General features: G+C 72.2%; 19 protein-coding genes. 11 read left to right on the top strand and 8 right to left on the bottom strand.

All coding sequences use genetic code 11. From position 1 onward, the window contains the following. Window positions 1-29: 29 nt before the first annotated feature. Window positions 30-683 carry a DJ-1/PfpI family protein gene (locus tag IEX22_RS12725; RefSeq protein ID WP_188668790.1) on the bottom strand — a complete coding sequence of 218 codons (654 nt, stop codon included), beginning with the start codon at window positions 681-683 and terminating at the stop codon, window positions 30-32. 114 nt (window positions 684-797) lie between these two features. On the opposite strand from IEX22_RS12725, the gene IEX22_RS12730 reads away from it, so the two are divergent. Beyond that, window positions 798-1,736 carry a GlxA family transcriptional regulator gene (locus tag IEX22_RS12730; RefSeq protein ID WP_188668791.1) on the top strand — a complete coding sequence of 313 codons (939 nt, stop codon included), beginning with the start codon at window positions 798-800 and terminating at the stop codon, window positions 1,734-1,736. Window positions 1,737-1,931: 195 nt separating this feature from the next. Here the strand turns inward: IEX22_RS12730 and IEX22_RS12735 are convergent, their stop codons facing one another. After that, window positions 1,932-2,555, bottom strand: coding sequence for an NAD(P)-dependent oxidoreductase (locus IEX22_RS12735; RefSeq protein ID WP_188668792.1), 624 nt, complete (start codon window positions 2,553-2,555; stop codon window positions 1,932-1,934). A gap of 141 nt (window positions 2,556-2,696) precedes the next feature. Here IEX22_RS12735 and IEX22_RS12740 point away from each other — a divergent pair, with 141 nt between their 5' ends. The 7 genes from IEX22_RS12740 (at window position 2,697) to IEX22_RS12770 (ending at window position 11,619) form a co-directional block, all read left to right on the top strand. After that, window positions 2,697-2,912 (top strand): hypervirulence associated TUDOR domain-containing protein, encoded by a 216-nt coding sequence (locus tag IEX22_RS12740; protein WP_188668793.1) that lies wholly within the window; start codon window positions 2,697-2,699, stop codon window positions 2,910-2,912. 384 nt (window positions 2,913-3,296) lie between these two features. Then, window positions 3,297-3,596, top strand: coding sequence for an Asp-tRNA(Asn)/Glu-tRNA(Gln) amidotransferase subunit GatC (gatC, locus tag IEX22_RS12745; protein WP_188668794.1), 300 nt, complete (start codon window positions 3,297-3,299; stop codon window positions 3,594-3,596). A 38-nt stretch (window positions 3,597-3,634) separates the two neighbouring features. Continuing rightward, complete coding sequence (gene gatA / locus IEX22_RS12750) at window positions 3,635-5,131, top strand: Asp-tRNA(Asn)/Glu-tRNA(Gln) amidotransferase subunit GatA (RefSeq protein WP_229660022.1); 1,497 nt, start codon at window positions 3,635-3,637, stop codon at window positions 5,129-5,131. Beyond that, window positions 5,128-6,630, top strand: a complete 1,503-nt coding sequence (gene gatB, locus IEX22_RS12755) for an Asp-tRNA(Asn)/Glu-tRNA(Gln) amidotransferase subunit GatB (protein WP_188668796.1) — start codon at window positions 5,128-5,130, stop codon at window positions 6,628-6,630. Before gatA ends, gatB begins: the two co-directional genes overlap by 4 nt. A gap of 148 nt (window positions 6,631-6,778) precedes the next feature. Further along, entirely contained in the window at window positions 6,779-7,420 is a 642-nt protein-coding gene (locus IEX22_RS12760; protein ID WP_188668797.1) for a TetR/AcrR family transcriptional regulator, read from the top strand. A gap of 74 nt (window positions 7,421-7,494) precedes the next feature. Further along, window positions 7,495-10,281, top strand: coding sequence for an MMPL family transporter (locus tag IEX22_RS12765; RefSeq protein ID WP_188668798.1), 2,787 nt, complete (start codon window positions 7,495-7,497; stop codon window positions 10,279-10,281). A gap of 225 nt (window positions 10,282-10,506) precedes the next feature. Continuing rightward, complete coding sequence (locus IEX22_RS12770; protein WP_188668799.1) at window positions 10,507-11,619, top strand: thermonuclease family protein; 1,113 nt, start codon at window positions 10,507-10,509, stop codon at window positions 11,617-11,619. Window positions 11,620-11,813: 194 nt separating this feature from the next. Here the strand turns inward: IEX22_RS12770 and IEX22_RS12775 are convergent, their stop codons facing one another. Beyond that, on the bottom strand, window positions 11,814-12,812 hold the full coding sequence (locus tag IEX22_RS12775) for an SDR family NAD(P)-dependent oxidoreductase (protein ID WP_188668800.1): 999 nt from the start codon (window positions 12,810-12,812) through the stop codon (window positions 11,814-11,816). Between the two features lie 92 nt (window positions 12,813-12,904). On the opposite strand from IEX22_RS12775, the gene IEX22_RS12780 reads away from it, so the two are divergent. Next, window positions 12,905-14,056, top strand: coding sequence for an NAD(P)/FAD-dependent oxidoreductase (locus tag IEX22_RS12780; protein WP_188668801.1), 1,152 nt, complete (start codon window positions 12,905-12,907; stop codon window positions 14,054-14,056). A 9-nt stretch (window positions 14,057-14,065) separates the two neighbouring features. On the opposite strand, the gene IEX22_RS12785 is transcribed toward IEX22_RS12780, so the two are convergent. Next, window positions 14,066-16,291, bottom strand: coding sequence for a S9 family peptidase (locus IEX22_RS12785; RefSeq protein WP_188668802.1), 2,226 nt, complete (start codon window positions 16,289-16,291; stop codon window positions 14,066-14,068). An 85-nt stretch (window positions 16,292-16,376) separates the two neighbouring features. Between IEX22_RS12785 and IEX22_RS12790 the strand changes: the two genes are divergently transcribed. Continuing rightward, on the top strand, window positions 16,377-17,129 hold the full coding sequence (locus IEX22_RS12790) for a CPBP family intramembrane glutamic endopeptidase (RefSeq protein WP_229660023.1): 753 nt from the start codon (window positions 16,377-16,379) through the stop codon (window positions 17,127-17,129). A 21-nt stretch (window positions 17,130-17,150) separates the two neighbouring features. On the opposite strand, the gene IEX22_RS12795 is transcribed toward IEX22_RS12790, so the two are convergent. The 4 genes from IEX22_RS12795 to IEX22_RS12810 all read right to left on the bottom strand — a co-directional run bounded on the left by IEX22_RS12795 (window position 17,151) and on the right by IEX22_RS12810 (window position 21,653). Next, on the bottom strand, window positions 17,151-18,011 hold the full coding sequence (locus IEX22_RS12795) for a sugar phosphate isomerase/epimerase family protein (protein ID WP_188668804.1): 861 nt from the start codon (window positions 18,009-18,011) through the stop codon (window positions 17,151-17,153). Then, complete coding sequence (locus IEX22_RS12800; RefSeq protein WP_188668805.1) at window positions 18,008-19,120, bottom strand: Gfo/Idh/MocA family protein; 1,113 nt, start codon at window positions 19,118-19,120, stop codon at window positions 18,008-18,010. The genes IEX22_RS12795 and IEX22_RS12800 overlap by 4 nt, the downstream gene beginning before the upstream one ends. A gap of 4 nt (window positions 19,121-19,124) precedes the next feature. After that, window positions 19,125-20,531 carry an MFS transporter gene (locus IEX22_RS12805; protein ID WP_229660019.1) on the bottom strand — a complete coding sequence of 469 codons (1,407 nt, stop codon included), beginning with the start codon at window positions 20,529-20,531 and terminating at the stop codon, window positions 19,125-19,127. 201 nt (window positions 20,532-20,732) lie between these two features. Beyond that, complete coding sequence (locus IEX22_RS12810) at window positions 20,733-21,653, bottom strand: LysR family transcriptional regulator (RefSeq protein ID WP_306464456.1); 921 nt, start codon at window positions 21,651-21,653, stop codon at window positions 20,733-20,735. A 125-nt stretch (window positions 21,654-21,778) separates the two neighbouring features. On the opposite strand from IEX22_RS12810, the gene IEX22_RS12815 reads away from it, so the two are divergent. Further along, on the top strand, window positions 21,779-23,578 hold the full coding sequence (locus IEX22_RS12815; protein ID WP_229660020.1) for an FAD-dependent oxidoreductase: 1,800 nt from the start codon (window positions 21,779-21,781) through the stop codon (window positions 23,576-23,578). The last annotated feature ends 11 nt before the right edge of the window (window positions 23,579-23,589 follow it).

Raw genomic sequence — 23,589 nt, forward strand, 5'->3', positions numbered from 1 at the left:
GTCCTTCGACGAAGGGAACGGTCGGCTGGTCAGACGGGGAGCGGGGCTGGACCGTCGGCACGCCAGACGGTGCCACGACGTTCGTACTCGAAGAGCTGCTCGACGGCGTGCGCGATGCGCGGTCCGTACTCCCGCTCGAGCAGGTAGAGCGCGAGATCCAGGCCGGACGTGACACCGCCCGCGGTGACGAGGTCGCCGTCGTCGACGACGCGAGCGTCGACCACGGTCACGCCCGTCGCGTCGAGCACGTCGTTGCCGAGCCGGTGGGTCACCGCAGTGCGCCCGTCCAGCAGACCGGCCATGGCGAGGGCCAGCGAGCCGCCGCACACCGCGGCGACCAGGGTGTCCGGTGCGGCGAACGCTCGCCGGATCAGGTCCGGCAGAGCCGTCCGGCCCACCCGGGCGAGCAGGACCGGAATGGTGTCGACCTCGTCCGGGTCACCCTCGACGGGTCCGGACGCCCCGGGCACGATGACGATCCCCGGTTCCTCGGGGCGCAGCGTGTCCGTCGCCTCCAGCCGCAGACCGCGAGTGCCGCTGGTGACCGGGCCGGCCGCGTCGATGCCGACGAGGCGGACCTCCAGGTCGCCGCCGAGCGCGTCGGAGCCGGCGCTGAGCACCTCGAAAGGGGCGATGACGTCGAGCGGGTCGACGCCGTCGAACAGGACGATCTGGGCGAGCATCGGGGTCCTCTCCTCGGGATGAGCTCCACGCTACGGTCGGCGGCGATCGCCCACGAGTGGCGGATGTGCCACCCTTCGATACGATCTCGCCACCGGGTGCGGTAGGGTCCCGGCATGCACACCGTGGCGATTCTGGCGCTGGACGGCGTCATCGCGTTCGATCTCGCCACCCCCGTGGAGGTGTTCGGCCGCACGCTCACGGCCGGAGGCGCACCCGCGTACGAGGTGATCGTCGCGGGCCCGCGGCGTACCGCCACCGCGGGACCCACCACGCTGTCCGTGCCGCACGGACTCGACCGACTCACCCGGGCGGACACCGTCATCGTGCCCGGTCGCGCCGACCCCGAGGCGCCGATGGACCCCCGCGCGGCCAGGGCCCTGCGCCACGCCGCTGACCGGGGGGCGCGGATCGCGTCCATCTGCGTCGGGGCCCTCGATCTGGCCGCCACCGGACTGCTGGACGGGCTGCGCGCGACGACGCACTGGAAGGCCGCCGCGCTGCTGGCCGCCCGACATCCCGCGGTCGACGTCGACGCGAGGGCGCTGTTCGTCGACAACGGCCGAGTCCTCACCTCCGCGGGGGCCGCCGCGGGCATCGACCTGTGTCTCCACCTGGTCGCCCGCGATCTCGGGGGAGCGATCGCGGCCGAGACCGCCCGCAGTGCCGTCGTCCCCCTCACCCGGGACGCCGACCAGACCCAGTACATCCGGGACAACGAGCTCGGTGCCGTCGGCCTGTCCGCGACCCTGGCCTGGATCGAGGAACACGCCGCCGGGCCCGTCGCCGTGTCCGACATCGCGCGCGCGGCCGCGGTCAGCACCCGGACGCTGAACCGCCGTTTCGCCGACGAGCTCGGTGTCACCCCGAGCGGGTGGCTCACGCGTGCCCGGGTCCGGCGGGCGCAACGGCTGCTCGAGACCACCGACTGGTCGGTCGACCGCATCGCCGCCGCGTCCGGGCTCGGCTCCGCCGCGAACCTGCGCACCCGGTTCGGCGCCCTCGTCGGCACGAACCCGACGCGGTACCGGACGGCCCTGGGCTCGCGGCGCTGACGCCCAGTGCCGCGTTGGGCGGTCGGGGCGGCGTCGCCGCGCGCGCGGCCGGTCTCGCGGGCGTCCGTGGACTCGCCCCGCTCGCGATCGGGACCGCTGTTGCGACGGCGCGGGTTCATCGCGGCGCATCGGCACGAGCGGTCCCGAACGAGACCCCACGCCGTCGCAACCGTCGCGTGAGGCAACGACTGGACGTCAGCCGTTGGCGACCGTGACTTCCGTGCGCAGGTGGTCGTCCTGGGTGAGCTGGGTGACGAGGAAGTCGGCCAGATCGTTCCGGGTGATCGATCCGGCGCGGGCCGAGGAGCCCGCGGGGATGGCCCGGAGGCGACCGGTGGCCGTCCCGTTCTTCAGCAGAGCCGGCCGGGTGATCACCCAGTCCAGGGCGCTGGCCCGCACCGCCGCCTCCATCGTGTCCTTGTCCCGCATGGCACCGCGCAGGAACGTCGGCAGGAAGACCCGCAGGACCGGCGCGACGGAGGCGATGCTCTCACCCACACCGACCGACGAGGTGACGATCAGCCGGCGGACGCCGTGCCGGTCCATCGCCGCGATGACGACGCCGACGGCGTCCGTCTCCAGCGTCGTGCGGCGCCAGGGGACGGCCGCGCCGACGGTGTCGATCACGGCGTCCTGCCCGTCGATCGCCGCGTCGACGGCGTCCGCGTCGAGAACGTCGCCCACGACCAGGCGCACTCCGGGCAGTCCGTTGTCGGGTCGGTGGTGGACGAACGCGGTGACCTCGTGGCCGTCCTCCACGGCGCGCGCGACGGTGGGCCGGCCGGTCCTCCCGGCGGCCCCCACGACGAGAACCTTCATGATCCCGCTCCGTTCCCGCAGTCCCCACGATGGAGTCGCTCTCACCGTCATTCTCGGGTCGGATCAGGGCGCGGGAAAGGGGTGACGCTCCTGACGAGTCGACCTCTCGAACATCGAGACGAATGTCGTTACGGTGAGGTCATGAGCGAGAAGAGCCTGCGCAAGGGCGAGAAGGTCGAGTGGCACAGCCACGGGCAGACGGTCGAGGGGACGGTGCAGAAGAAGATCACCGAGGACACCGAGGCGGCCGGCCGCACCGTCCGCGCCGACAAGGACGACCCGCAGTACCTGGTCGAGAGCGACAAGACCGGCAAGGACGCCGTGCACAAGCCGGAGTCGCTCGACAAGGCCGACTGACGCCGGACGCGACTGTCCGCGGGGGTGGACGAGGGGTTGTCCTTCGCGCTCATGATGGTGCTTGCGGTGGTCGCCGGCCTGGCGATCGGGGGACCTACCGACGGTTGCAACAACGCCGGTCCCTGCCAGCCGCTGACCCTGACAGCGACCGCTGACCCCCAACCCGCGGACCGGCGGCACTCATGCTCCGGGCGGCCGGTCGTGCCATAGCGCAGGCCGATCGTGACGGCGTGGCCGTGGTGATGGCCGCCGCGGCACTGACCGGGGTGCGGCGCCCCACCGACCGGCGAGCCGAAGCTCGGCGCCCCCTGTCCGTCGTGCCGCCAGCCGGGGCCGCCGTAGGATGGAGGGCGGAAAACCCACCCCGTCCCTGTGAGGAGGACCGTGGCTCAGATCAGTCGTGACGACGTCGCGCACCTGGCGCACCTGGCACGCATCGAGATGTCCGAGGCCGAGCTCGAGACGATGGCCGGAGAACTGGCGGTGATCGTCGACTCGATCGCCTCCATCTCCCAGGTGGCCGGCGACGACGTTCCCGCCACCAGCCACCCGATCGCCCTGTCCAACGTGTTCCGCGAGGACGTCGTGGGGGAGACCCTGACCCAGGAGCAGGCGCTCTCCGGCGCCCCCGACGAGGAGGACGGCCGCTTCAAGGTCCCGGCCATCCTGGACGAGGAGCAGTGAGCGTGAGCGCCGACCTGATCACCCTGACCGCCGCGCAGATGGCGGACAAGCTCGCCACCGGTGAGATCACCTCCGTCGAGCTCACGCAGGCTCACCTGGACCGGATCACCGCCGTCGACGGTGCCATCCACGCGTTTCTGCACGTCAACACCGACGAAGCGCTTGCCGTCGCCGCTGAGGTGGACGCCGCCCGCGCCGCCGGGGAGCCGCTGCACCGGCTCGCCGGCGTCCCGATCGCCATCAAGGACCTCATCGTCACCGTCGGGCAGCCGACGACGGCGGGCTCGAGGATCCTCGAGGGCTGGATGAGCCCCTACGACGCGACCGTGATCGAGAAGATTCGCGCCGCAAAGCTGCCGATCCTCGGCAAGACCAACCTCGACGAGTTCGCGATGGGCTCCTCCACCGAGCACTCCGCGTTCGGGAACACCCACAACCCGTGGGACCTGGACCGGATCCCGGGCGGCTCCGGGGGCGGGTCCGCCGCGGCCGTCGCCGCGTTCGAGGCGCCCCTGGCCCTGGGCACCGACACCGGCGGGTCCATCCGCCAGCCCGCGTCGGTCACCGGCACCGTCGGCGTCAAGCCGACCTACGGCGGCGTGTCCCGGTACGGCGCGATCGCGATGGCCTCCTCGCTGGACCAGATCGGGCCCGTCGCCCGCACCGTCGAGGACGCGGCCCTGCTGCACGAGCTGATCGGCGGCCACGACCCGCGCGACTCCACCTCGCTGGCCGACCCGGTCGCCGCGTTCGCCGCGGCCGCGGCCGACGGCGACGTGAAGGGCCTGCGGATCGGTGTCGTCACCGACCTGCAGGGCGAGGGCTACCAGGCCGGCGTGCTGGACCGCTTCCACGAGTCGCTGGACCTCCTCCGCGAGGCCGGGGCCGAGATCGTCGAGGTCTCCTGCCCGCACTTCCAGTACGCCCTCGGCGCCTACTACCTGATCATGCCGTCCGAGGTCTCCTCCAACCTGGCCAAGTTCGACGGGGTCCGCTACGGCCTGCGGACGCTGCCGACGGAGGGCCCGCTCACCATCGAGCGCGTGATGGCCGCGACCCGCGCCGCCGGCTTCGGCGACGAGGCGAAGCGCCGGATCATCCTCGGCACCTACGCCCTGTCCGCCGGCTACTACGACGCGTACTACGGCTCGGCCCAGAAGGTGCGCACGCTCGTCCAGCGCGACTTCGACGCCGCGTTCGAGCAGGCCGACATCCTGATCTCCCCGACGGCGCCGACGACGGCGTTCCGGCTGGGGGAGAAGACGGACGACCCGCTGGCCATGTACCTCAACGACGTCGCCACCATCCCGGCCAACCTGGCCGGCGTGCCCGGCCTCTCGCTGCCCAGCGGCCTCGCCACCGAGGACGGGTTGCCGGCCGGCATCCAGCTGCTGGCCCCCGCCCGCGAGGACGAGCGGCTCTACCGGGCCGGCGCCGCGCTCGAGCGGCTGCTGGTTCGGCGCTGGGGCGGGCCGCTGCTGGACAAGGCGCCGGACCTGGCTGCATCCCTGACCACGACCGGAGGCGAGAAGTGAGCACCGAGACCCTGGTTCCCTTCGACGAGGCGCTGGCGACCTACGACCCGGTCCTCGGGTTCGAGGTGCACGTCGAGCTGAACACCAAGACGAAGATGTTCTCCGCCGCCCCCAACGCCTTCGGGGACGTGCCGAACACCAACGTCGCCCCGGTCGACCTGGGCCTGCCCGGCGTGCTGCCGGTGGTCAACAAGACCGCCGTCGAGTCCGCCATCAAGCTCGGCCTGGCGCTGAACTGCTCGATCGCGCCGTCGTGCCGCTTCGCCCGGAAGAACTACTTCTACCCGGACACGCCGAAGAACTTCCAGACCTCCCAGTACGACGAGCCCATCGCCCACGACGGGTACCTGGACGTCGAGCTCGAGGACGGCGAGGTGTTCCGCGTCGAGATCGAGCGGGCGCACATGGAGGAGGACGCCGGCAAGCTGACCCACCTCGGCGGCGCGGCCGGCCGCATCCAGGGCGCCGACTACTCCCTGGTCGACTACAACCGGGCCGGCGTGCCGCTGATCGAGATCGTCACCAAGCCCATCGTCGGCGCCGGCTCCCGCGCCCCCGAACTCGCCCGCGCCTATGTGGCCGCGGTCCGCGAGATCGTCAAGGGCCTCGGCATCTCGGATGCGCGGATGGAGCGCGGCAACGTCCGCTGCGACGCCAACGTCTCCCTGATGCCCAAGGGCGCCACCGTCTTCGGCACCCGTTCGGAGACGAAGAACGTCAACTCGCTGCGCGCCGTCGAGCACGCCGTCCGGCACGAGATCTCCCGGCACGCCGCCGTCCTGAACGCGGGGCAGAAGGTCGTGCAGGAGACCCGGCACTGGCATGAGGACACCCGGTCCACCACGTCCGGCCGGCCCAAGTCCGACGCCGACGACTACCGGTACTTCCCGGAGCCGGACCTCGTCCCCGTGGTCACCAGCCGCGAGTGGATCGAGGAGCTGCGCGCCTCCCTGCCCGAGCCGCCCGCCGAGCGCCGCAAGCGGCTCAAGGCCGACTGGGGCTACAGCGACGCCGAGTTCCGCGACGTCGTCAACGCCGGGGTGCTCGAGGCGATCGAGGAGACCATCGCCGTCGGCGCCTCGGCCGCGGTGGCCCGCAAGTGGTGGATGGGGGAGATCTCCCGCGTCGCGAAGACCCGCGACGTCGAGCCCACCGAGGTCGGCGCCACCCCGACGCTGATCGTCGAGCTGGACGCCCTCATCACGGAGGGGAAGATCAACGACAAGATCGCCCGGCAGGTGCTCGAGCACGCGCTGAACGGCGAGGGCACGCCCGCCCAGATCGTCGAGGCCCGCGGCCTGGCCGTGGTCTCCGACGACGGCGCGCTCGGTGCCGCCGTCGACGACGCCATCGCCGCGATGCCCGATGTCGTCGCGAAGATCAAGAGCGGCAAGGTGCAGGCCGTCGGCGCGCTGATCGGCCCCGTCATGAAAGCCACCCGCGGCCAGGCCGACGCCGGCCGCGTCCGCGAGATCGTGCTGGAGAAGCTCGGCGTCTGACGCCCGAGCCCGACGCTGAGTGGTCAAGAGATGCGCGTTCGAGCCGCTGAGCGGCCGAATCTCGCCGCATCTCTTGACCATTCAGGGGCAATCGTCTCGGTAAACGATTATTTGCATCCAGTGCAAGATTGCACCTAGTGTAGAGACCGTGACCCGTTCGACACTCGACCGCCGCACCGCGCAGAAGGCGGAGCGCCGTTCCGCCATCGTCGACGCCGCCCGCGAGCTGATCGACGAGCGGGGCGGCCCGGTGTTCGGGGTCGACGAACTCGCCGAGCGGGCCGACGTCTCCCGCCGCACGGTCTTCAACCACTTCCCGTCGCTGGACGACCTGTTCCTCACCGTGTGCGAGGACGCGCTCGCCGTCGTCGTCGACGACTTCCTCGCCCGCATCGCCCGCACCCCGCTGAGGGAAGGCAGCCGGTCCGCCATGTTCGACGAGATCGCCACCGCGATGCACGACGCCGACCTGCCCGCCGCCATCGCCACCATCCTCCGGATCCTCGGCGGCTCCTCGCCCGCGAAGGACCACAAGTCGCCACTGTCGGACGCGGCGTTCTCCCGGGTCACCGACCGGCTGCTCGCCGAGGTGCTGCGCCGTCATCCCGCGGCCGACCCGCTCGAAGCCGAACTGCTGGTCGAGTCGCTGATGAGCGGCGTCGTCGTGATCGCCCGGCACTGGGTGGAGCTCACCGGGGGGCGCCTCGACGCCGATGCCCGCGCCACCTGGCAGGACCTGCTCACCCGGCTGCTCGGCAGCGTCCGCAACGGGTACCTGCCCGCCACCTGAACCCGCGCGGTGTCCCCTCGTCCGATCCACGCCCCTCGCGGGCACGACAGCACTCACGAAAGGAGCGGGACGGCATGGCCGGTCTCCTCTACCGCCTCGGGCGGTTCTGCGCCAGCAGGCACTGGCTGGTGATCATCAGCTGGATCCTCGTGCTCGCCATCTCGGGCGGCACGTTCGCCCTCTTCTCCGGCAGCATCTCCTCGGCGATCTCGATCCCGGGCACGGCCACCGAGAAGGTCCAGGACCGGCTCGCGGAGAAGTTCCCCGCTGCCACCGGCGGCTCGGGCAGCATCGTCGTCGCCACCGACGACGGCAGAGCGTTCACCGCCGACCAGCAGCGCAAGATCACCGCCCTGTTCGCGGACCTGAAGACGATGGACGGGGTCAAGGACACCATCGATCCGTTCGCCCAGCAGAAACAGCTGGACGACTCCCGGAAGCAGGTCACGGACGGCCGGAAGCAGATCGCCGACGCCCGGACGAAGCTCGACGCCGGCCAGCAGCGGATCGACGACGGCCGGGCCCAGCTCACCGCCGCGCAGCGCCAGCTCGATCAGCGTGAGGCGCAGGCGCGAGCCGCGGGTCAGCTGGCGGCGGCCCAGCCGCAGCTCGATCGCGCCCAGGCGCAGCTGGACGCGCAGCAGCAGCAGCTCGCCGCGGGGCAGCAGGAGATCAGCGACAACCGCGCGAAACTGAAGACGCAGGAGACGAAGCTCGAGCAGGGCGCGGCCCTGCTGGACCTGTCGACGAACATCCGGTTCGTCTCCGAGGACGACAGCGCCGCGGTCGGCACCGTCCGCTTCGACCAGTCGACCTTCGCAACCCCGCAGGAGGACAAGCAGGCCATCAGCGACAAGGCGGCGAACGCCGGCATCGACGGCGTGAGCGTCGAGGTGTCGCACGACATCGCCCAGGGGGTGCCCAGTGTGCTCGGGCCCGGCGAGGTGATCGGTGTCGTCATCGCCGCCATCGTGCTGCTCGTCATGCTCGGCACCGTGATCGGCGCCGCGCTGCCCCTGGTCAGCGCCCTCCTCGGCGTGGCCGTCGCCTCGCTCGCGGCCCTCTCCTTCTCGGGGTTGGTCGAGTTCATCTCGGTGACCCCGGTGCTCGGCGTCATGCTCGGCCTGGCCGTCGGCATCGACTACTCGTTGTTCATCCTCAACCGGCATCGGTCCCAGCTCAAGCGGGGCATGTCCGTGCACGAGTCGATCGGCCTGGCCAACGGCACGTCCGGCAACGCCGTCGTCTTCGCCGGCTCGACGGTGATCGTGGCGCTGCTCGCCCTGAACATCACCGGCATCCCGTTCCTCGGCCTGATGGGCACGGTCGGCGCCGGCGCGGTGCTGGTCGCCATCGTCATCGCCATCACCCTGACGCCGGCCCTGTTGTCCCTGCTGGGAATGCGGATCCTGCGGAAGAAGGAGCGCGCCGCGATCGGCCGGGACGGGACCGCGCCGCGGTTACCCACGACGCCGATGGCCACGTGGCGGGCGATCGTCACGCTGGTGGCCGGCATCGCCGTCCTCGTCGTCGTCGCGCTGCCGGCCGCGCAGATGCGGCTCGGCCTGCCGTCGGGCGCCTCCGAGGCCACCGAATCCACCCAGTACCAGGCCTACAAGACCCTCGAGGAGAAGTTCGGAGCCGGTCAGAACGGCCCGCTGCTGGCGGTCGCGGAGCTGCCCTCGGCGGTGGACCAGGCCGACGTCACCGACACCCAGATCGCCCTCGGCCGGGCCATCGCCGAGAAGCCGGACGTGGCGGCCGTCGCCCCGATCGGCACGTCCGACGACCGCACCGTGATCGCCTTCCAGGTGGTCCCGGAGAGCGGGCCCGACAGCGAGGCGACCGAACAACTGGTCCGTGACCTGCGCGGCCTCTCGGTCGGCGTCGACGGTGGGACGGCGACCTTCGGCGTCGCCGGCAACGCGAGCGCCAACATCGACGTCTCCGCCAACCTCGCCGACGTGCTGCCGATCTACCTCGTCGTGGTGGTCGGCCTGTCCCTGTTGATCCTCATCCTCGTGTTCCGATCCATCCTCGTGCCCCTGACCGCGACGCTCGGGTTCGTCCTGTCGCTGCTCGCGGCATTCGGCGGGATCACCGCGATCTACCAGTTCGGCTGGCTCGGGGCGATCTTCGGGGTGCACGACCCGGCCCCGATCCTCAGCTTCCTGCCCATCATCGAGATCGGCATCCTGTTCGGCCTGGCCATGGACTACCAGCTGTTCCTGGTCTCGGGCATGCGGGAGGCGTACGCGCACGGGCACCCGGCGAAGGTCGCGGTGCAGCGGGGCCTGCACGCCGGCCGGGCCGTGGTGACGGCGGCGGCGATCATCATGACGTCGGTGTTCGCGGGCTTCATCTTCTCCGAGTCCTCGACCATCCGGCCCATCGGCTTCGGCCTGGCCTTCGGTGTCCTCGTGGACGCCTTCGTCGTGCGGATGCTGCTCATCCCCGCGGTGATGCACCTGCTGGGCCGGTCCGCCTGGTGGCTGCCGCGCTGGCTGGACCGCATCCTGCCGGACGTCGACGTCGAGGGCGCCCAGCTGGAGCGCGAGCACCCGATGACGGGGCCGATGCCGGCGGTGGCGGGTGCTGGTTCGGGCACGGCCTCGGCGGGCCCGGCGTCAGCCGGCTCGGTCGAGGAGCCGCAGACCGACGACAACCTCGTGTCGGTGGGAGCGCCGCCGAGCGGCGGGCGCCACGCGGCCGCCACGTCGGCGAACGGCGACGGGTCGACCGGTCCGTCCGGGACCGTGACACCGTCCGACGGGACCGCGTCGTCGAACCCGTCCGGCGACGCCGCAGCGGCGACGTCGAGAGACCACCGGCCGCGCCGGGCTCCGCGTCACCGCGCCTAGCTCGTCGCCGGTGCCGCTCGGCACATAGCCGTCCCCATAGCGAATGGGACCGTTCTTGCCGTCGCGCCGCGTTATACCGTCCCGAACGGCAAGAGCGGTCCCGGTGACGCGCCACCGGCGGCCCGGAGGCGGCGACCTTACGGCCGCCGGCTCCGCGTCGAGAGTGCAGGGTGGCGCGGCACGGTCGCGCACGCTCAGGACCACACCGAGATCGGGGATCACCGCGTGTTCAGCTTCAGGTCATGGTCGGGCGCTCTTGCCCTCAGCGCGGTGCTGCTGGTCAGTGGATGTACCGCACCGACGTCCGGGCAGGGGGCTCCCGTGGCGGAGTCCGGTATTGCGTCCGGCGAGGCGGTCATGGTGGAGGACGCCGCCGCGGAGGGCGACACCGCGACCGTCGTCCGCGTGATCGATGGCGATACCTTCGACGCGAATCTCCACGGCGAGGTGACTCGAATCAGGTTGCTCAACGTGGACACGCCGGAGACGAAACACCCGAACAAGGCTGTGCAGTGCCAGGGGCCCGAAGCAACCCGAGCGCTCACCGCTCTTCTCCCCGTGGGCTCGACGGTGTCGCTGGACTACGACGTCGAGCGGCTGGACAAGTACAAGCGAACCTTGGCCGGCGTCACCGGGCCGACCGGTGTCTTCGTCAACACCGAGCTGGCGCGCCTGGGCCTCGGCGTTGCGGTCGCCTTCCAGCCGAACGTCAAGTGGTACGACGCCGTCAAGAAGGCGCAGAGCGAGGCGTCGGCGGGCAAGCGTGGATTGTTCGACCCCGCGATGGCCTGCACTGTTCCGGCCGCTCAGCAGGCATTGAGTCAAACCATCACCGCGGCGGGTGGCGAACAGACCGCTGAGGCGGCGACGGCTACGGCGGAGGCGTTGACCGCGCAGAGCGCCCGGCTCGAGGCGCTTCGGTCGCTGCTGGAAGAACCGTCGTCGTACTTCGCCGCCGCAGCCGCCTTCGCGGCGTCCGACCTCGCGCCCCTGATCGACCGCGCGAGGGGCTCCCGGGCGAGGGCAGTGTCCACGGCGGCGACGTTGTCGGCGAACGAGGCGGCCCGGCAGAGGCAAGCGGCGCAAGTCGCTCAGGCACAGCGCCGGCAGGAGGCGGAACGCCAGGCAGCGGCTCGGGCGGCTGCGCAACAAGCTGCTCAGGCCGAAGCGGCGGCGCAGCAGGCGGCGGAGGCTGAACGTCAGCAGGCGGCCGCCCGGTGGGCGGAACAGCAGCAGGTCGTGCCGGCTCCAGATCCGGCTCCCGCCGACCCCGAACCGGGTTACCACGGTCCGCGCTGCTACGAACCGGGCGGTAAGGTCTGGCACCCCTGCGGCTGAGCTGCGTCGTTCCCGGACGGCCGCGGCCGTCCCCACAGCGAATGGGACCGTTCTTGCCGTTGCGCCGCGTTACACCGTCCCGAACGGCAAGAGCGGTCCCGGTGGCCGAGCATCACCGGGTCACCGCTCCCGAGCCCGCATCAGGTGGACAGCGTCAGCGTCCGAACGACGCCGGAACGCGCCCCGGCGGCCGGCTACCGCTCCAGGTTCTTCTTCGCCGCCCGGTCGCCGAGGCCGGTCAGCGCGTTGACCAGCGGCGAGGCGAGCCTGCGGCGGGCGTCCTGGCCCTTGACCGTCGTCGCGTCGTCGGAGCGGACGTGCGGCCCGCTGTCCGCGGTGCGCGGTAGCAGCCGCGCGAAGATGCCCATGCCGCGCACGGTGATCGACGGCGCCAGGCCGCCGAACCGGGTCGCCGCCTGCGCCGAGACGCCGATCGCGGCCACGGGCTTGCCGGCCAGCGTCGCGGCGACCATCTTGTGGGCGGCCCGCTCGGCGGTCATGGCGATGAACGGCAGCGTCGCGCTGAGCGCGAACCACCGGTATTCCTTCGCGACGTCGCCGACGAACTGCGCCTGCAGGTGCGAGCCCGTGCGCATCAGTCCGGGCACGAGCGTCGTCGCCGTGACCCCGGTACCCGCCAGCTCCGCCGCCAGCCCCTGCGTGAACCCCACCGCCCCGAACTTCGCGGTCGAGTACGGCACGAGGTGCGGGGCGCTGACCTTGCCGCCCAGGGACGTGACGATGCCGATCCGGCCATGGCCCCGCGCCCGCATCCCGGGCACCGCGGCCAGGGCCACGTTGATCGGCCCCCACGTCATGATGTCGATCGCCTCCCGGAAGTGCCCGCGGTTCATGGCCGCGAGCGGGCCGACCTGGATGATCCCGGCGACGTGGACGACGACGTCGAGCGAGCCCTGCCGCTCGGCGAACGCGACCAGATCGGCGATCGACTCGGGATCCCCGGCGTCGGCCACCCGGTGCAGGACCCGCGCGCCGGAGGGGTCGAGATCGGCCGCCGCGGCGCGCAGGGTCTGGTCGTTGCGCGCCGCGATGACGACCCGGTAACCCTGCTCGAGCAGGTCGCGGGCCATCAGCAGGCCGAGGCCGCGCGAGGCGCCGACGACGAGCGCGACCCGGTCGGACGAGGCGGACCCGGGGGAGGAGGACGAGGGGGACGAGGGAGCGACGGTCATGGGCTCAGTCTTCCCAGCGGGTCGCACCGGCACAAGCGCGGCCCCGCGCCGCGGGTGTGTCCCCGGCGCGCGACCTGTGACACGATCGGCGCATGGACACCGACGTCTTGATCATCGGCAGCGGGATCACCGGCCTGTCCCTGGCGGCGGCGCTCGCCCCGCACACGGAGGTCGTCATCGTCGAGGCGGAGCCCGCCGTCGCCTACCGGCAGTCCGCGCGGGCCGCCCGGCAGTTGGAGCCGACCATCGACCCGCCCGTGCTCCGTGCCCTGCAGCGCCGCTCGGCCGCCCTGATCGCCGGCCCGGCCGGGGAGGCGGCACGCCCCCGCCGGCGCGTGTTCGCCGGTGCCGACCAGCAGGTGCGCGACCTCGCCGCGGCCGGCGGCCTGACGGTCGCCGAGGACGCAGCCGGCGTGCTGCGGCAGGCCGGCGCGCGGGACACCACCGTGGCGGCAGCGACGGACGAGGCGCTCGAGATCGACGCCGGCGTCCTGCAGGACCGCTACCGTGACCTGGCCCTGGACGCCGGCACCGAGATCATCCCCGTCGCGGACGTCCACACCGCGGCCCGCACCGGCGACGGCTGGGTGATCGGCGCCGGGCAGGAGGGAATCACCGCCCGCACCGTGGTGAACGCGGCGGGCGCCTGGGCGGACCCGATCGCCGTCGTGGCCGCCGTCGAGATCCAGGGCCTCCAGCCGCACCGCCACACCGCCGCGGTGTTCGCGCTCGACGCCCCGATCGACCCGGACACGCCGCTCTTCGTGCGCGACGGCGTCATGATCCGGCCCGACGGCGACGGCCTGCTCGTCGCCTCGGTCGCCGGTTCCCCGGGCAACGCCGGGTTCGTCCCGCCGAGTCCCGCCGCGGTCGAGAACCTGCGCCGCGCCGCGGCGACGCTGACCGGCCACCCGCTCGGGGACCTGGACCGGGCCTGGACCGCCGTGCGCACCCGCGGCCGCGACGGGCTGCCGGTGGTGGGGTACGACGGCGAGGCCGACGGCTTCTTCTGGCTCGCCGGTCAGGGGGACGGCGTCGTGCACACCGCCCCCGCGCTCGCCGACCTGGCGGCGGGGATGATCCTCGAGCGCCAGGGGACGGAGCGCGGCGAGACCGCGGACGCGACGGCAGCGGGCCGGGACGACGAGCCGAGCGCCGAGGCGATCCTCGCCGCGCTCTCACCCGTGCGCCGGATGCCGACCCGGCCGTCCGCCGACCTCGGCCGCACGCCGGCGGTGCACTGAGAGCGCCGCTCAGACGACGCCGAGCGCGTCCAGCATGAACGCGTACTGGAAGGCGGTGTCCTTCCACTTCTCGTACCGTCCGCTGGCGCCGCCGTGGCCGCCGTCCATCTCGGTCTTGAGCACGATCGGCTCGGTGCCGGTGCCGACCTCCCGCAGCCGGGCCACCCACTTGGCCGGCTCGACGTAGAACACGCGGGTGTCGTTCAGGCTCGTGATCGCCGCGATCCGCGGGTAGGCCACCGGCGCGACGTTCTCGTAGGGGGAGTAGCCGCGCATGTACGCGTACACCTCCGGGTCGGTGATCGGGTTGCCCCACTCCTCCCACTCCAGCGCCGAGAGCGGCAGCTCCGGGTCGAGGATGGTGGTCAACGCGTCGACGAACGGCACGACGGCGACGATGGCCCGGTACGTCCGCGGCGCCAGGTTCGCTACCGCGCCCATCAGCAGCCCGCCCGCTGATCCGCCGGTCGCCACGATCCGCGCCGGGTCCGCCCACCCGGACTCGACCAGGTAGTCGGTGACGTCGACGAAGTCGGTGAAGGAGTGGCGCTTGGCGAGCTTCTTGCCGTCCTCGTACCAGGCCCGGCCGAGTTCGCCGCCGCCGCGCACGTGCGCGACCACGAACACGACCCCGCGATCCAGCAGCGAGAGCCGGGCCACCGAGAACGCGGGGTCGATGCTGATCTCGTAGCTGCCGTACCCGTACTGGATCACCGGGTGCCGGCCGCCGGGCTCCACGTCGGCCCGCCGCACGATGGAGACGGGGATCTGCACGCCGTCGCGCGCGGTCGCCCACGCCCGCTCCGCCCGGTAGGCGGTGGGATCGTACCCGCCGAGGACGGGCGTCTCCTTGCGCAGGGCCAGCGCGAGGGTGGCGGAGGCGCCGGCGTCGTCGGTGGCACCGTCCAGGGCCGGGAAGTAGTCGTAGACCCGCGGCGGGGTGAGGAACGACGTGTAGGTCAGCCGGGCGACCGGCGCGTCGTACTCGGCGCCCACCAGGGACGCCGAGTACAGCTCCTCGTCGAACCGCGGCTCCGTCTCGGGCCGCTGCTCGGCGGTGCCCAGGCCGGCCAGCTCGAGCACCTGCACCCGCTCGGTCGTCTCCCGCCGGGCGGCGACGAAGAGGTGGGTGCGGTTGGACGCGATGCCGCTCAGGCGCACGGTGCTGCGGTGCTCGATGACGGGCGTCCAGGTCTGCTCGGCGACCGGCTTGCCGGCGTCGGCGGGGTCCATCAGGGCGACGGCGGAGTTGATCGCCTGCCGGTTGTGCAGCAGGACGAACCGGTCCTGCCCGTCCAGCAGCACGGGCTCGACGTCGTACAGCACCCGGTCGGCCCGGTCGATGACCACCTGGAAGCCGCCGTCCGCGGTGGTCGTCCCGTCGAGGCGCTGCAGCCGGGCCTCGCTGTACTCCGAGTTGCCGGACGTGACGACGAGCCACCGCCGGTTGGCGGAGACCTCCGCGCCCAGCCACATGCCGGGATCGTCCTCGCGGGCGACGACGACGTCGTCGGTCGCCGGGGTGCCGAGCACGTGCCGGCGCAGTTCGTGGGGGCGCCAGGTGGCGTCGACGACGGTGTAGTAGAGGCTGCGCCCGTCGGGGTGGAACTGGGCGTCGTAGAAGGTGTCCTCGATGACGTCGGGCAGCAGCTCACCGGTGCGCAGGTCCTTGATCCTGATGGTGAACCGCTCGTCGCCGGCGCTGTCCACCCCGTACGCCAGCAGGGTGCCGTCCTCGCTGACGGCGAAGCTGCCGAGGGAGAAGAACGGCACGCCCTCCGCCTCCGCGTTGCCGTCGAGGAGCACCTGCTCCCCGGTCAGCGGCACGCCGGGCTCGATCACCGGCGGCTCCCAGTGGGCCAGCTCGGACCCGTCGCCCTCCGCGGCCACCCGGCAGTGCACGGCGTGCTGGCCACCCTCGACGGTGCGGCTGTAGTACCACCAGCCGTGCCGGCGGGAGGGCACGGACAGGTCGGTCTCCTGGGTGCGGCGCTTGATCTCGTCGAAGATCCGCTCGCGCAGCTCCTGCTGACCGGCCGTGACGGCGTCGGTGTAGGCGTTCTCCGCGGTCAGGTGCGCGAGCACCTCGGGGTCGGATTTCTCCCGCAGCCACTCGTAGTCGTCGACGAGGGTGTCGCCGTGGTGGGTGCGCTCCACCGGGACCTTCCGGGCGACGGGCGCCGCGGGCAGGTCGGCGGCCGGGGCGGACGAGGGGAGAGCGGGGTGGTCGGTCATGACTCGATCCTAGGAGGCGCCGGTCGTCTAGGGTGTGGGCGTGCCCGCTGACTCCACCGACACCGGCCGCCCCGAGGCGGCGGAGATCGCCACCGGCTCCGGCCGCCGGCGGCTTCGTGCCGAGATCCTCATCGTGCTGGGGCTGTCGCTGGGCCAGTCGGCCGTCTACGCCGTCGTCCAGCTCATCGACAAGCTGACCAGGGGGCCGCTCGGCGGGCAGACCACGACCCTGAACCCGACCCGCAGCGACCGGGAGTACCTGGACCTGACCTACCAGCTGCTCGGCATCGGGTTCTCCCTGGTCCCGGTGGTGCTCGTGCTGTTCCTGCTCGCGGGCTCGGGGTTCCGGCCGCTGCGCCGCCTGGGGGTCGACGGAACGCGGCCCTGGGTGGACACCGGGCAGGGCGTGGCGCTGTTCGCCGTCATGGCCGGTGGGTCGCTCGCCCTCTACGCCGTCGGCCGGGCGCTCGGGATCACGACGGCGCTGGTGCCCGCCGCGCTCGGGACGTACTGGTGGACGGTGCCCGTGCTCGTCCTCTCGGGCATCCGGCACGCCCTGCTCGAGGAGATCGTCGTCGTGGGGTACCTGACCCTGCGGTGGCGCCAACTCGGGTGGTCGACGCCGGCCATCCTGGTGGTCAGCGCGCTGCTGCGCGGCAGTTACCACCTCTACCAGGGCTTCGGGCCGTTTCTCGGCAACGTGGTGATGGGCCTCGTGTTCGTCGCCGTCTACCTGCGGGTGCGGCGCGTGATGCCGCTCATCGTCGCCCACGCCCTGCTCGACGTCGGGGCGTTCGTCGGTTTCGCCCTGCTCGGCCGGGCCACCGGCTTCGGCTGACGGGTGCGCTGGGGACACTCGTCAGCGCGTGACGGTCTCCTCGGGGTTCCTCGCCAGCAGGTCGCGCGTGGCGGCGAGCAGGTGCTCCGCATAGCCGAGGGCACCGAGCCGGGCCGCCCGCGAGAAGTCCGGCACCTCCAGGCTGAGCGGCGTGTCCGTCGGGACCGCCCGCAGCAGCTCCCGCAGCGGGAACTCGCCGGTGCCGGGCGCGAGCCGCAGCGCCCGGGACTCGACCTTCCGCGGCTCGCCGTCGGCGGTCATGCCGCGGGGCAGCGGCGTGGGCACCGCCAGGGAGGCCGGCACGGCTGCCGGCCCGTCGCACAGCTGCAGCACCGGGATGAGGCTCCGGTCGAGGGCGGCGACATCGGCGATCGAACTGCCGCCGCGCACCAGGTGGAGCGGGTCGAGCATCACCCGGGCACCGGCCCGCGTCGCGACCCGAGATGCGTCGTCGGCCGTGGCGATCACGTTGTAGCTGATCGCCTCGAGAGCGGGGACGATGCCGTACCCCGCGGCGTCCTCGACCAGGGTCGCCAGGGTGTCCACGAGGCGCTCCCGGTCGGGATCCTGGCCGGCGACGTTGAGGGTGTCGGCTCCGTACGCTGCCCCTGCCTCGAGCATGGGCAGCCATGCCTCGCGTCCCGTGCTCCCGTCGAGGGAGAGGAACTCGATGTCCCGCACCCGCAGGCCGGTCTCGTCCAACCGGGCCACGGCGGCGCGGGAGGCGGCCGAGCCGGGGGACTGGTCGGGGATGTCCTCGGCGGGCGTGGCCCCACGGACCCGGATGCCGACGAAGTCGTACCCGGCCGTGGCGGCCACGGTCACCAGGTCCGCCGGGTCCAGGTGCAGGAGGCTGAGGTGGGCGATGCCGATCTCCCTCATCGGACGGCTCGCTCGGCGACGGCGGTGGACGCGGCGTCGAGGGACGAGACGGCGTCGGGCCGTTCGGGCCGCCCGCTGCGGACCGACGCGTAGATCGCGGTCAGGGTGCGCAGCGAGCGCAGGGCGTCCTCCCCGGTGACCCCGGGGTCCCGACCTTCCCGGATCGCCTCGACGAAGTCGGCGATCTGCACCGTGTGGAAGGGCACCAGTGCGGCGTTGATGGTGGCCAGGTCCACGTCCGGCTGGACCGCCGTCGGCGGATCCAGCTGTTCGGCACCGGGCACCGCCCACACGTCGTTGATCGCGGGCGTGCCTTCCGGGTACTCGAGCAGCCCGACGGTCGCGCCACCGGCCCCGGTGACCGTCACGCGCTCGCCGAGTCCCGGGGTCATCGCGGTGGTGGCCACGATCTGGCCAACCGCGCCGCTGGTGAACCGCAGCGTCGCCACGAGGGTGTCCTCCACCTCAATGTACTCGCCGTGCCGGTAGGTGTCCGCGGCGGCCATCACCCAGGCGACGTCGCCGAGGTACCACTGCAGCAGGTCGAGGTAGTGGATGGCCTGGGAGATGAGTACCCCGCCGCCGTCGGTCGCCCACGTGCCGCGCCACGGCGTGGCCGTGTAGTAGGCGGCGTCCCGGTGCAGCAGGACCTCGACCCGGCCGAGGACGGGCGTGCCGAGGGTCCCGTCGTCGAGGGCGTCCCGGATGCGGCGGGCCGCGGGCCACCAGCGCCGCTGGAACACGGCGCCCAGGCGCACGCCGGCGGCCCGGCAGGCCGTCACCATGCGCTCGGCCGCCGCCGCGTCGACGGCGAGGGGCTTCTCGCACAGCACGTGCACGCCGTGCGCGGCGGCTGCGAGCACCAGCGCCTCGTGGGTCGGGTGCGGCGTGCACACGCTCACCGCGTCCAGCCCCGCGGCGAAGAGTTCCTCGAGGTCGGCGGTGCCCGTCGCGATGCCGTGGTCGGTGGCGAAGGTCGTCGCCCGGCCGGCGTCGGCGTCGAGGCAGGCGACGACGTCGACGTCCGGCTGGGCGCGGTAGGCCGTGACGTGGTTGCCGGCGATCGCACCGCATCCGATGATCCCGATGCGCAGTCGTGGGTGGGTCATGGGTTCATGCCTCCCGGCGGGTGGTCGCGGCGAACGCGGAGTCCGTGGACGCCGGCGTGATGGTGCGGCCGCCGCGGCCGGTGCCGAGACCCAGCTCGGCGGTCGGCGTCCCGGCGGTCTCCCGGCTCAGGGCCGCGCACAGCCCGGAGACGGCGACGCAGATCGCCGAGAAGACGGCCACGCCCACCCAGTTGTGCTCGGCACCCGAGATGCCCTCGGCGATGGCGGGCGTGAAGCCCGCCAGCAGCAGGCCGAGCATGAGGCAGATGGCCATGCCGGAGTAGCGCACGTTGGCCGGGAACTGCTCCGGGAAGTAGGCGGGGTAGACGGCGTTGCTCGCCGAGTAGGCGCCGGCGACGAGGAGGATGCCCAGCACCCACACGGGCCACGTGTTGCCGGGATCGCCGTTGGCCAGGGCCCAGAGGAACGCGAAGATCAGGACGATCTGGGCCACGGCCCCGGTGATGAACACCGGCCGTCGTCCCAGGCGGTCGGAGAGGTGGCCCCAGAACGGGAGGGCCGCGACGGCCACGAGGTTGGCCACGCTGATGAACGCCAGCATCTCGTCCCGCGGGATCCCGGAGACGGCCGTGCCGTAGGACAGGGTGAAGACGTTGATCATCGTGTTCACCATGGTGAACAGGCTCATCCCCGTGACCAGCAGCAGGGTGCGGGGGTGGCGGCGGACGAGTTCGACCACCGGCACCTTGACGACGAGGTTCAGTTCCTTGGTGTCGGTGAACACCTCCGGCTCGTCCAGGGTGCGGCGCAGGATCAGCGCCAGGACCGTGACGACGGCCGAGATCAGGAACGGGATGCGCCAGCCCCAGCTCAGCTGCGCCTCCTCGGGCAGCGCCTGGAGCGGGATGAAGACCGCGGAGGAGAGCACGATGCCGAAGGTGATGCCGGCCATCGTCCAGCTCGAGAAGAAGCCGCGCCGGTGGTCGGGCGCATGCTCCATCGACAGCGACGCCGAGCCGGGCGACTCGCCTCCGGCCGAGAGCCCCTGCGCCAGGCGCAGCACGATGATGATGATCGGCGCCCAGACGCCGATGGCGTCGTACGTGGGGATTAGGCCGACCACGAAGGTGGAGACGCCCATGAGCACCAGCACCATGATCAAGACCTTCTTGCGCCCGATCACATCGCCGAGATGACCCCACAGCAGCGCGCCGAGGGGGCGGGTGATGTAGGCGACGCCGATGGTGGCCAGCGAGAAGAGCTGACCGGCCGGACCGGCACCGGGGAAGTAGAGCTCCCTGAGGTACAGCGCCGCGGCGGTGGCGAAGATGAAGAAGTCGTAGTACTCCAGGGCGCTGCCGGCGAAGCCCGAGATGGCGGCGTTACGCGCGTTCCGGCGCTTCTTCTCCGCGCGGACCGCGTCCGGCGTCATTGCCGTGCTCGTGTTCATGGGGATACCCCTTGCGTCGTACCGGAGTCGCACTCCGTCGTGTGCTCGGCCGGGATGGTTCTCTCGATTGACGGTGCCGGCCGGACGTGACCGGCGACACATCGAGCGTGGAGCACGAATCGAGAAAACTCCAGGACGTAGTGAGTCACAGACCATGCTGTCAGGGCACATAATCGGCCTGGCTGACGGTGCTCCCTGGGGTCAGGACGCGGGAACGGAATCCGGATCGGGGCGCGCCGGAAAGACGTCGTCCAGCACGCGGAGGAACGCCCGCAGCGGTATCGATTCGTTCTCCTCGGACCACAGCACGCCGTGCCGGAAGATCACCGGCTCGCCGTCCAGTTCCACCCAGACGGCGGATGCGGGCAGGATCGGCACCACCTCGGAGCTCACCAGAGTGATGCCCACCCCCGCGGCCACCATGGAGAGGATGAGGAAGGGGTCGCTGACCGTCTGGGCGACCTCGGGCGTGAACCCCGCCGCCTGACACAGCTGCCGCGCCACGACGGTCATCGAGGAGTTGCCGTCCACCGGGCCCATGACGAAGGGCTCGCCGCGGAGCCGGCCCACCGCCACGGGGCCCCGTCCGGCCAGGGCATGATCGGCCGGCACGACGCAGCCGATGTGCTGCCGGGAGATCTCCCGGGCGCGCAGCGGGGCGTCGACGTCACCGACGAGTCCGATGAAGGCGGCGTCGAGATCGCCGTTGCGTACCGATCGGATGCCGTCGAAGGTACGCACCCCGCCCGCCAGGCGCAGTTCGATGGACGGGAAGTCCCGGCGGAGGGCCTGGGTGATGCGGGGAAGCGTGTGGTGGTTGTGCACCCCGGAGAATCCGAGCGTGAATCGGCCGGTCGGCACGCCCTCGGCGCTGCGCGCGGCGTCGACGGCGTTGGTCAGGGTCCGGAGCGTGCGGTAGGCGTAGGGCAGGAGCGCCTCGCCCGATCCGGTCAGGGCCACCGAGCGGGTGCTCCGTTCGAAGAGCGGAGTTCCGATCTCCCGCTCGAGCCGACGGATCACCTGGCTGAGCGGCGACTGCGCCATGTGCAGGCGCGTGGCCGCGCGACCGAAGTGCATCTCCTCCGCGACGGCCACGAAGGCCTCGAGCCAGCGCACCTCCACAGCGACCTCCCGCTCCAGTCCGACATATCAGACTATGTCGTTTCGATTACACAGTATCTGACCCATCGTGAATGAATCGGCGGAAGATCTTGTGTCGGTGTGGTCCGCGCCACGACGCTGGCACGGTGAACAGCTCGACGAGGAAGACCGACACGATGGCCGGCCCCAGAGAACCCACCGACGAGGAGTTCGACGTCGTCGTGGTCGGATCGGGGGCCGGCGGACTCTCGACGGCGGTCACGGCCGCGCACCACGGACTGCGGGTCCTCGTCCTCGAACGGGGCCGCCACTGCGGCGGTGCCACGTCCCGGTCCGGGGGATGGATGTGGACGCCGCGCACGGAGTTCGCCCGCGCCGACGGCGTCGACGAGTCGCTCGATGACGTCAAGGAGTATGTGCGGGCCGCCGTCGGGGACGACTACGACGAGACCAGGGTCGACGCCTTCCTGCGCCGCGCCCCGGAGATGGTCTCCTTCTTCCAGCACCACACCGTCCTGCAGTTCACCCCGGGTGAGAAGATCAACGACATCTACGGCGACCTCCCGCACGCCGGCACCGGGCACCGCTCGGTGGGTCCCGCTCCACTGGACGGCCGCACCCTCCCGCGAAGCCTGCGCCGCATCCTGGCACCCCAGTATTGGGAGACCTCCTTCCTCGGCATGGGCATCATGGCCGGCCCGGATCTGCAGGGATTCCTCGCCGCGTCGAAGTTCCAGCTGCACGGCTGGGTCCACTCGGCCCGGCGCGTGCTCGGCTACCTGTGCGACCTGCTCACCACCGGTGCGGGTCAGCACTGGGTCAACGGCGTCGCCCTGACCGGGCGGCTCGTGAAATCCGCCGTCGATTCCGACGTCGACATCCGCGTGTGCCACCGCGTCACCGCCCTCACCCGAGACGACGCGGGCAGGGTCAGCGGCGTTGTCGTCGAGACCCCTCGCGGTCGGCGCACGATCGGCGCCCGCCGCGGCGTCGTCCTCGCCACCGGCGGCTTCTCCGCGAGCGCGGCCATGCGCCGCGAGTTCTTCCCCCACAACCGGGACGCCGACGACCACGTCACTCTCGCGCCGGCCACCGCCGACGGCGCCGGCATCGCCCTCGGTCGGTCGGTCGGCGGCGTGCTGGACGCCACGGGCGCCTCCGCGGCGGCCTGGTGCCCGGTCTCCCTCGTGCCCTACCGCAACGGGCGCAGCGGCGTGTTCCCGCACATCATGGACCGCGCGAAGCCCGGGGCTATCGGGGTCCGCCGCGACGGGAGACGATTCGTCAACGAGGCGAACGGGTACTGGGACTACGTGACCGCCATGAACGAGGCGACGCCGGACGGCGAGCAGGCCGAGGCCTGGCAGATCGCCGACGCCCGCGCCGTGGCCCGCTATCCCTTCGGCTTCGCCATGCCCCGCCCGGTTCCGAAGCTGCCGTTCCTGCGCTCGGGATACCTCGTCAAGGCCGACACGCTCGAGGAACTTGCGGAGCGGTGCGGGATCGATCCAGCGCAGCTGGCGGCCACTGTCGCCGCGTTCAACGAGCACGCTCGGCGCGGCGAGGATCCGGCCTTCCATCGCGGGCAGACCCCGTTCAATCGTTATGGCGGGGACCCTGACGTCGGCCCGAACCCGTCGCTCGCGCCGATCGAGAAGGCGCCGTTCTACGCGGTCCACGTCCGCCAGGGATCCTTCGGCACCTTCGCCGGCCTGCGCGCCGACGAACGCGCCCGGCTACTCGACGAGCACGGGGTGCCGATCCCCGGCGTCCACGTCGTCGGCGTCGACCAGAAGAACGTGTTCGGCGGCCACTACCCGGCCGGCGGCGTCAACATCGGACCGGCCATGACCTTCGGGTACATCGCCGCGCTCGACCTCGCCGCCACCGACCCGGCCGCCGGCTCCCAGCCCGAGCGGGCCGGGGAGCCCGTCCCCACCACCTGACACGCCTCGCC

The organism is Tersicoccus solisilvae (genome assembly GCF_014643255.1).
Classification (GTDB): domain Bacteria; phylum Actinomycetota; class Actinomycetes; order Actinomycetales; family Micrococcaceae; genus Tersicoccus; species Tersicoccus solisilvae.

What these genes read in the sequence shown, in the direction of transcription:
- IEX22_RS12805 (WP_229660019.1), bottom strand. Translation starts at nt 20,531, where the DNA reads ATGAACACGAGCACGGCAATGACGCCGGACGCGGTCCGCGCGGAGAAG.
- IEX22_RS12800 (WP_188668805.1), bottom strand. Translation starts at nt 19,120, where the DNA reads ATGACCCACCCACGACTGCGCATCGGGATCATCGGATGCGGTGCGATC.
- IEX22_RS12765 (WP_188668798.1), top strand. Translation starts at nt 7,495, where the DNA reads ATGGCCGGTCTCCTCTACCGCCTCGGGCGGTTCTGCGCCAGCAGGCAC.
- IEX22_RS12780 (WP_188668801.1), top strand. Translation starts at nt 12,905, where the DNA reads ATGGACACCGACGTCTTGATCATCGGCAGCGGGATCACCGGCCTGTCC.
- IEX22_RS12795 (WP_188668804.1), bottom strand. Translation starts at nt 18,011, where the DNA reads ATGAGGGAGATCGGCATCGCCCACCTCAGCCTCCTGCACCTGGACCCG.
- IEX22_RS12740 (WP_188668793.1), top strand. Translation starts at nt 2,697, where the DNA reads ATGAGCGAGAAGAGCCTGCGCAAGGGCGAGAAGGTCGAGTGGCACAGC.
- IEX22_RS12730 (WP_188668791.1), top strand. Translation starts at nt 798, where the DNA reads ATGCACACCGTGGCGATTCTGGCGCTGGACGGCGTCATCGCGTTCGAT.
- IEX22_RS12775 (WP_188668800.1), bottom strand. Translation starts at nt 12,812, where the DNA reads ATGACCGTCGCTCCCTCGTCCCCCTCGTCCTCCTCCCCCGGGTCCGCC.
- IEX22_RS12785 (WP_188668802.1), bottom strand. Translation starts at nt 16,291, where the DNA reads ATGACCGACCACCCCGCTCTCCCCTCGTCCGCCCCGGCCGCCGACCTG.
- IEX22_RS12725 (WP_188668790.1), bottom strand. Translation starts at nt 683, where the DNA reads ATGCTCGCCCAGATCGTCCTGTTCGACGGCGTCGACCCGCTCGACGTC.
- IEX22_RS12735 (WP_188668792.1), bottom strand. Translation starts at nt 2,555, where the DNA reads ATGAAGGTTCTCGTCGTGGGGGCCGCCGGGAGGACCGGCCGGCCCACC.
- gatA (WP_229660022.1), top strand. Translation starts at nt 3,635, where the DNA reads ATGGCGGACAAGCTCGCCACCGGTGAGATCACCTCCGTCGAGCTCACG.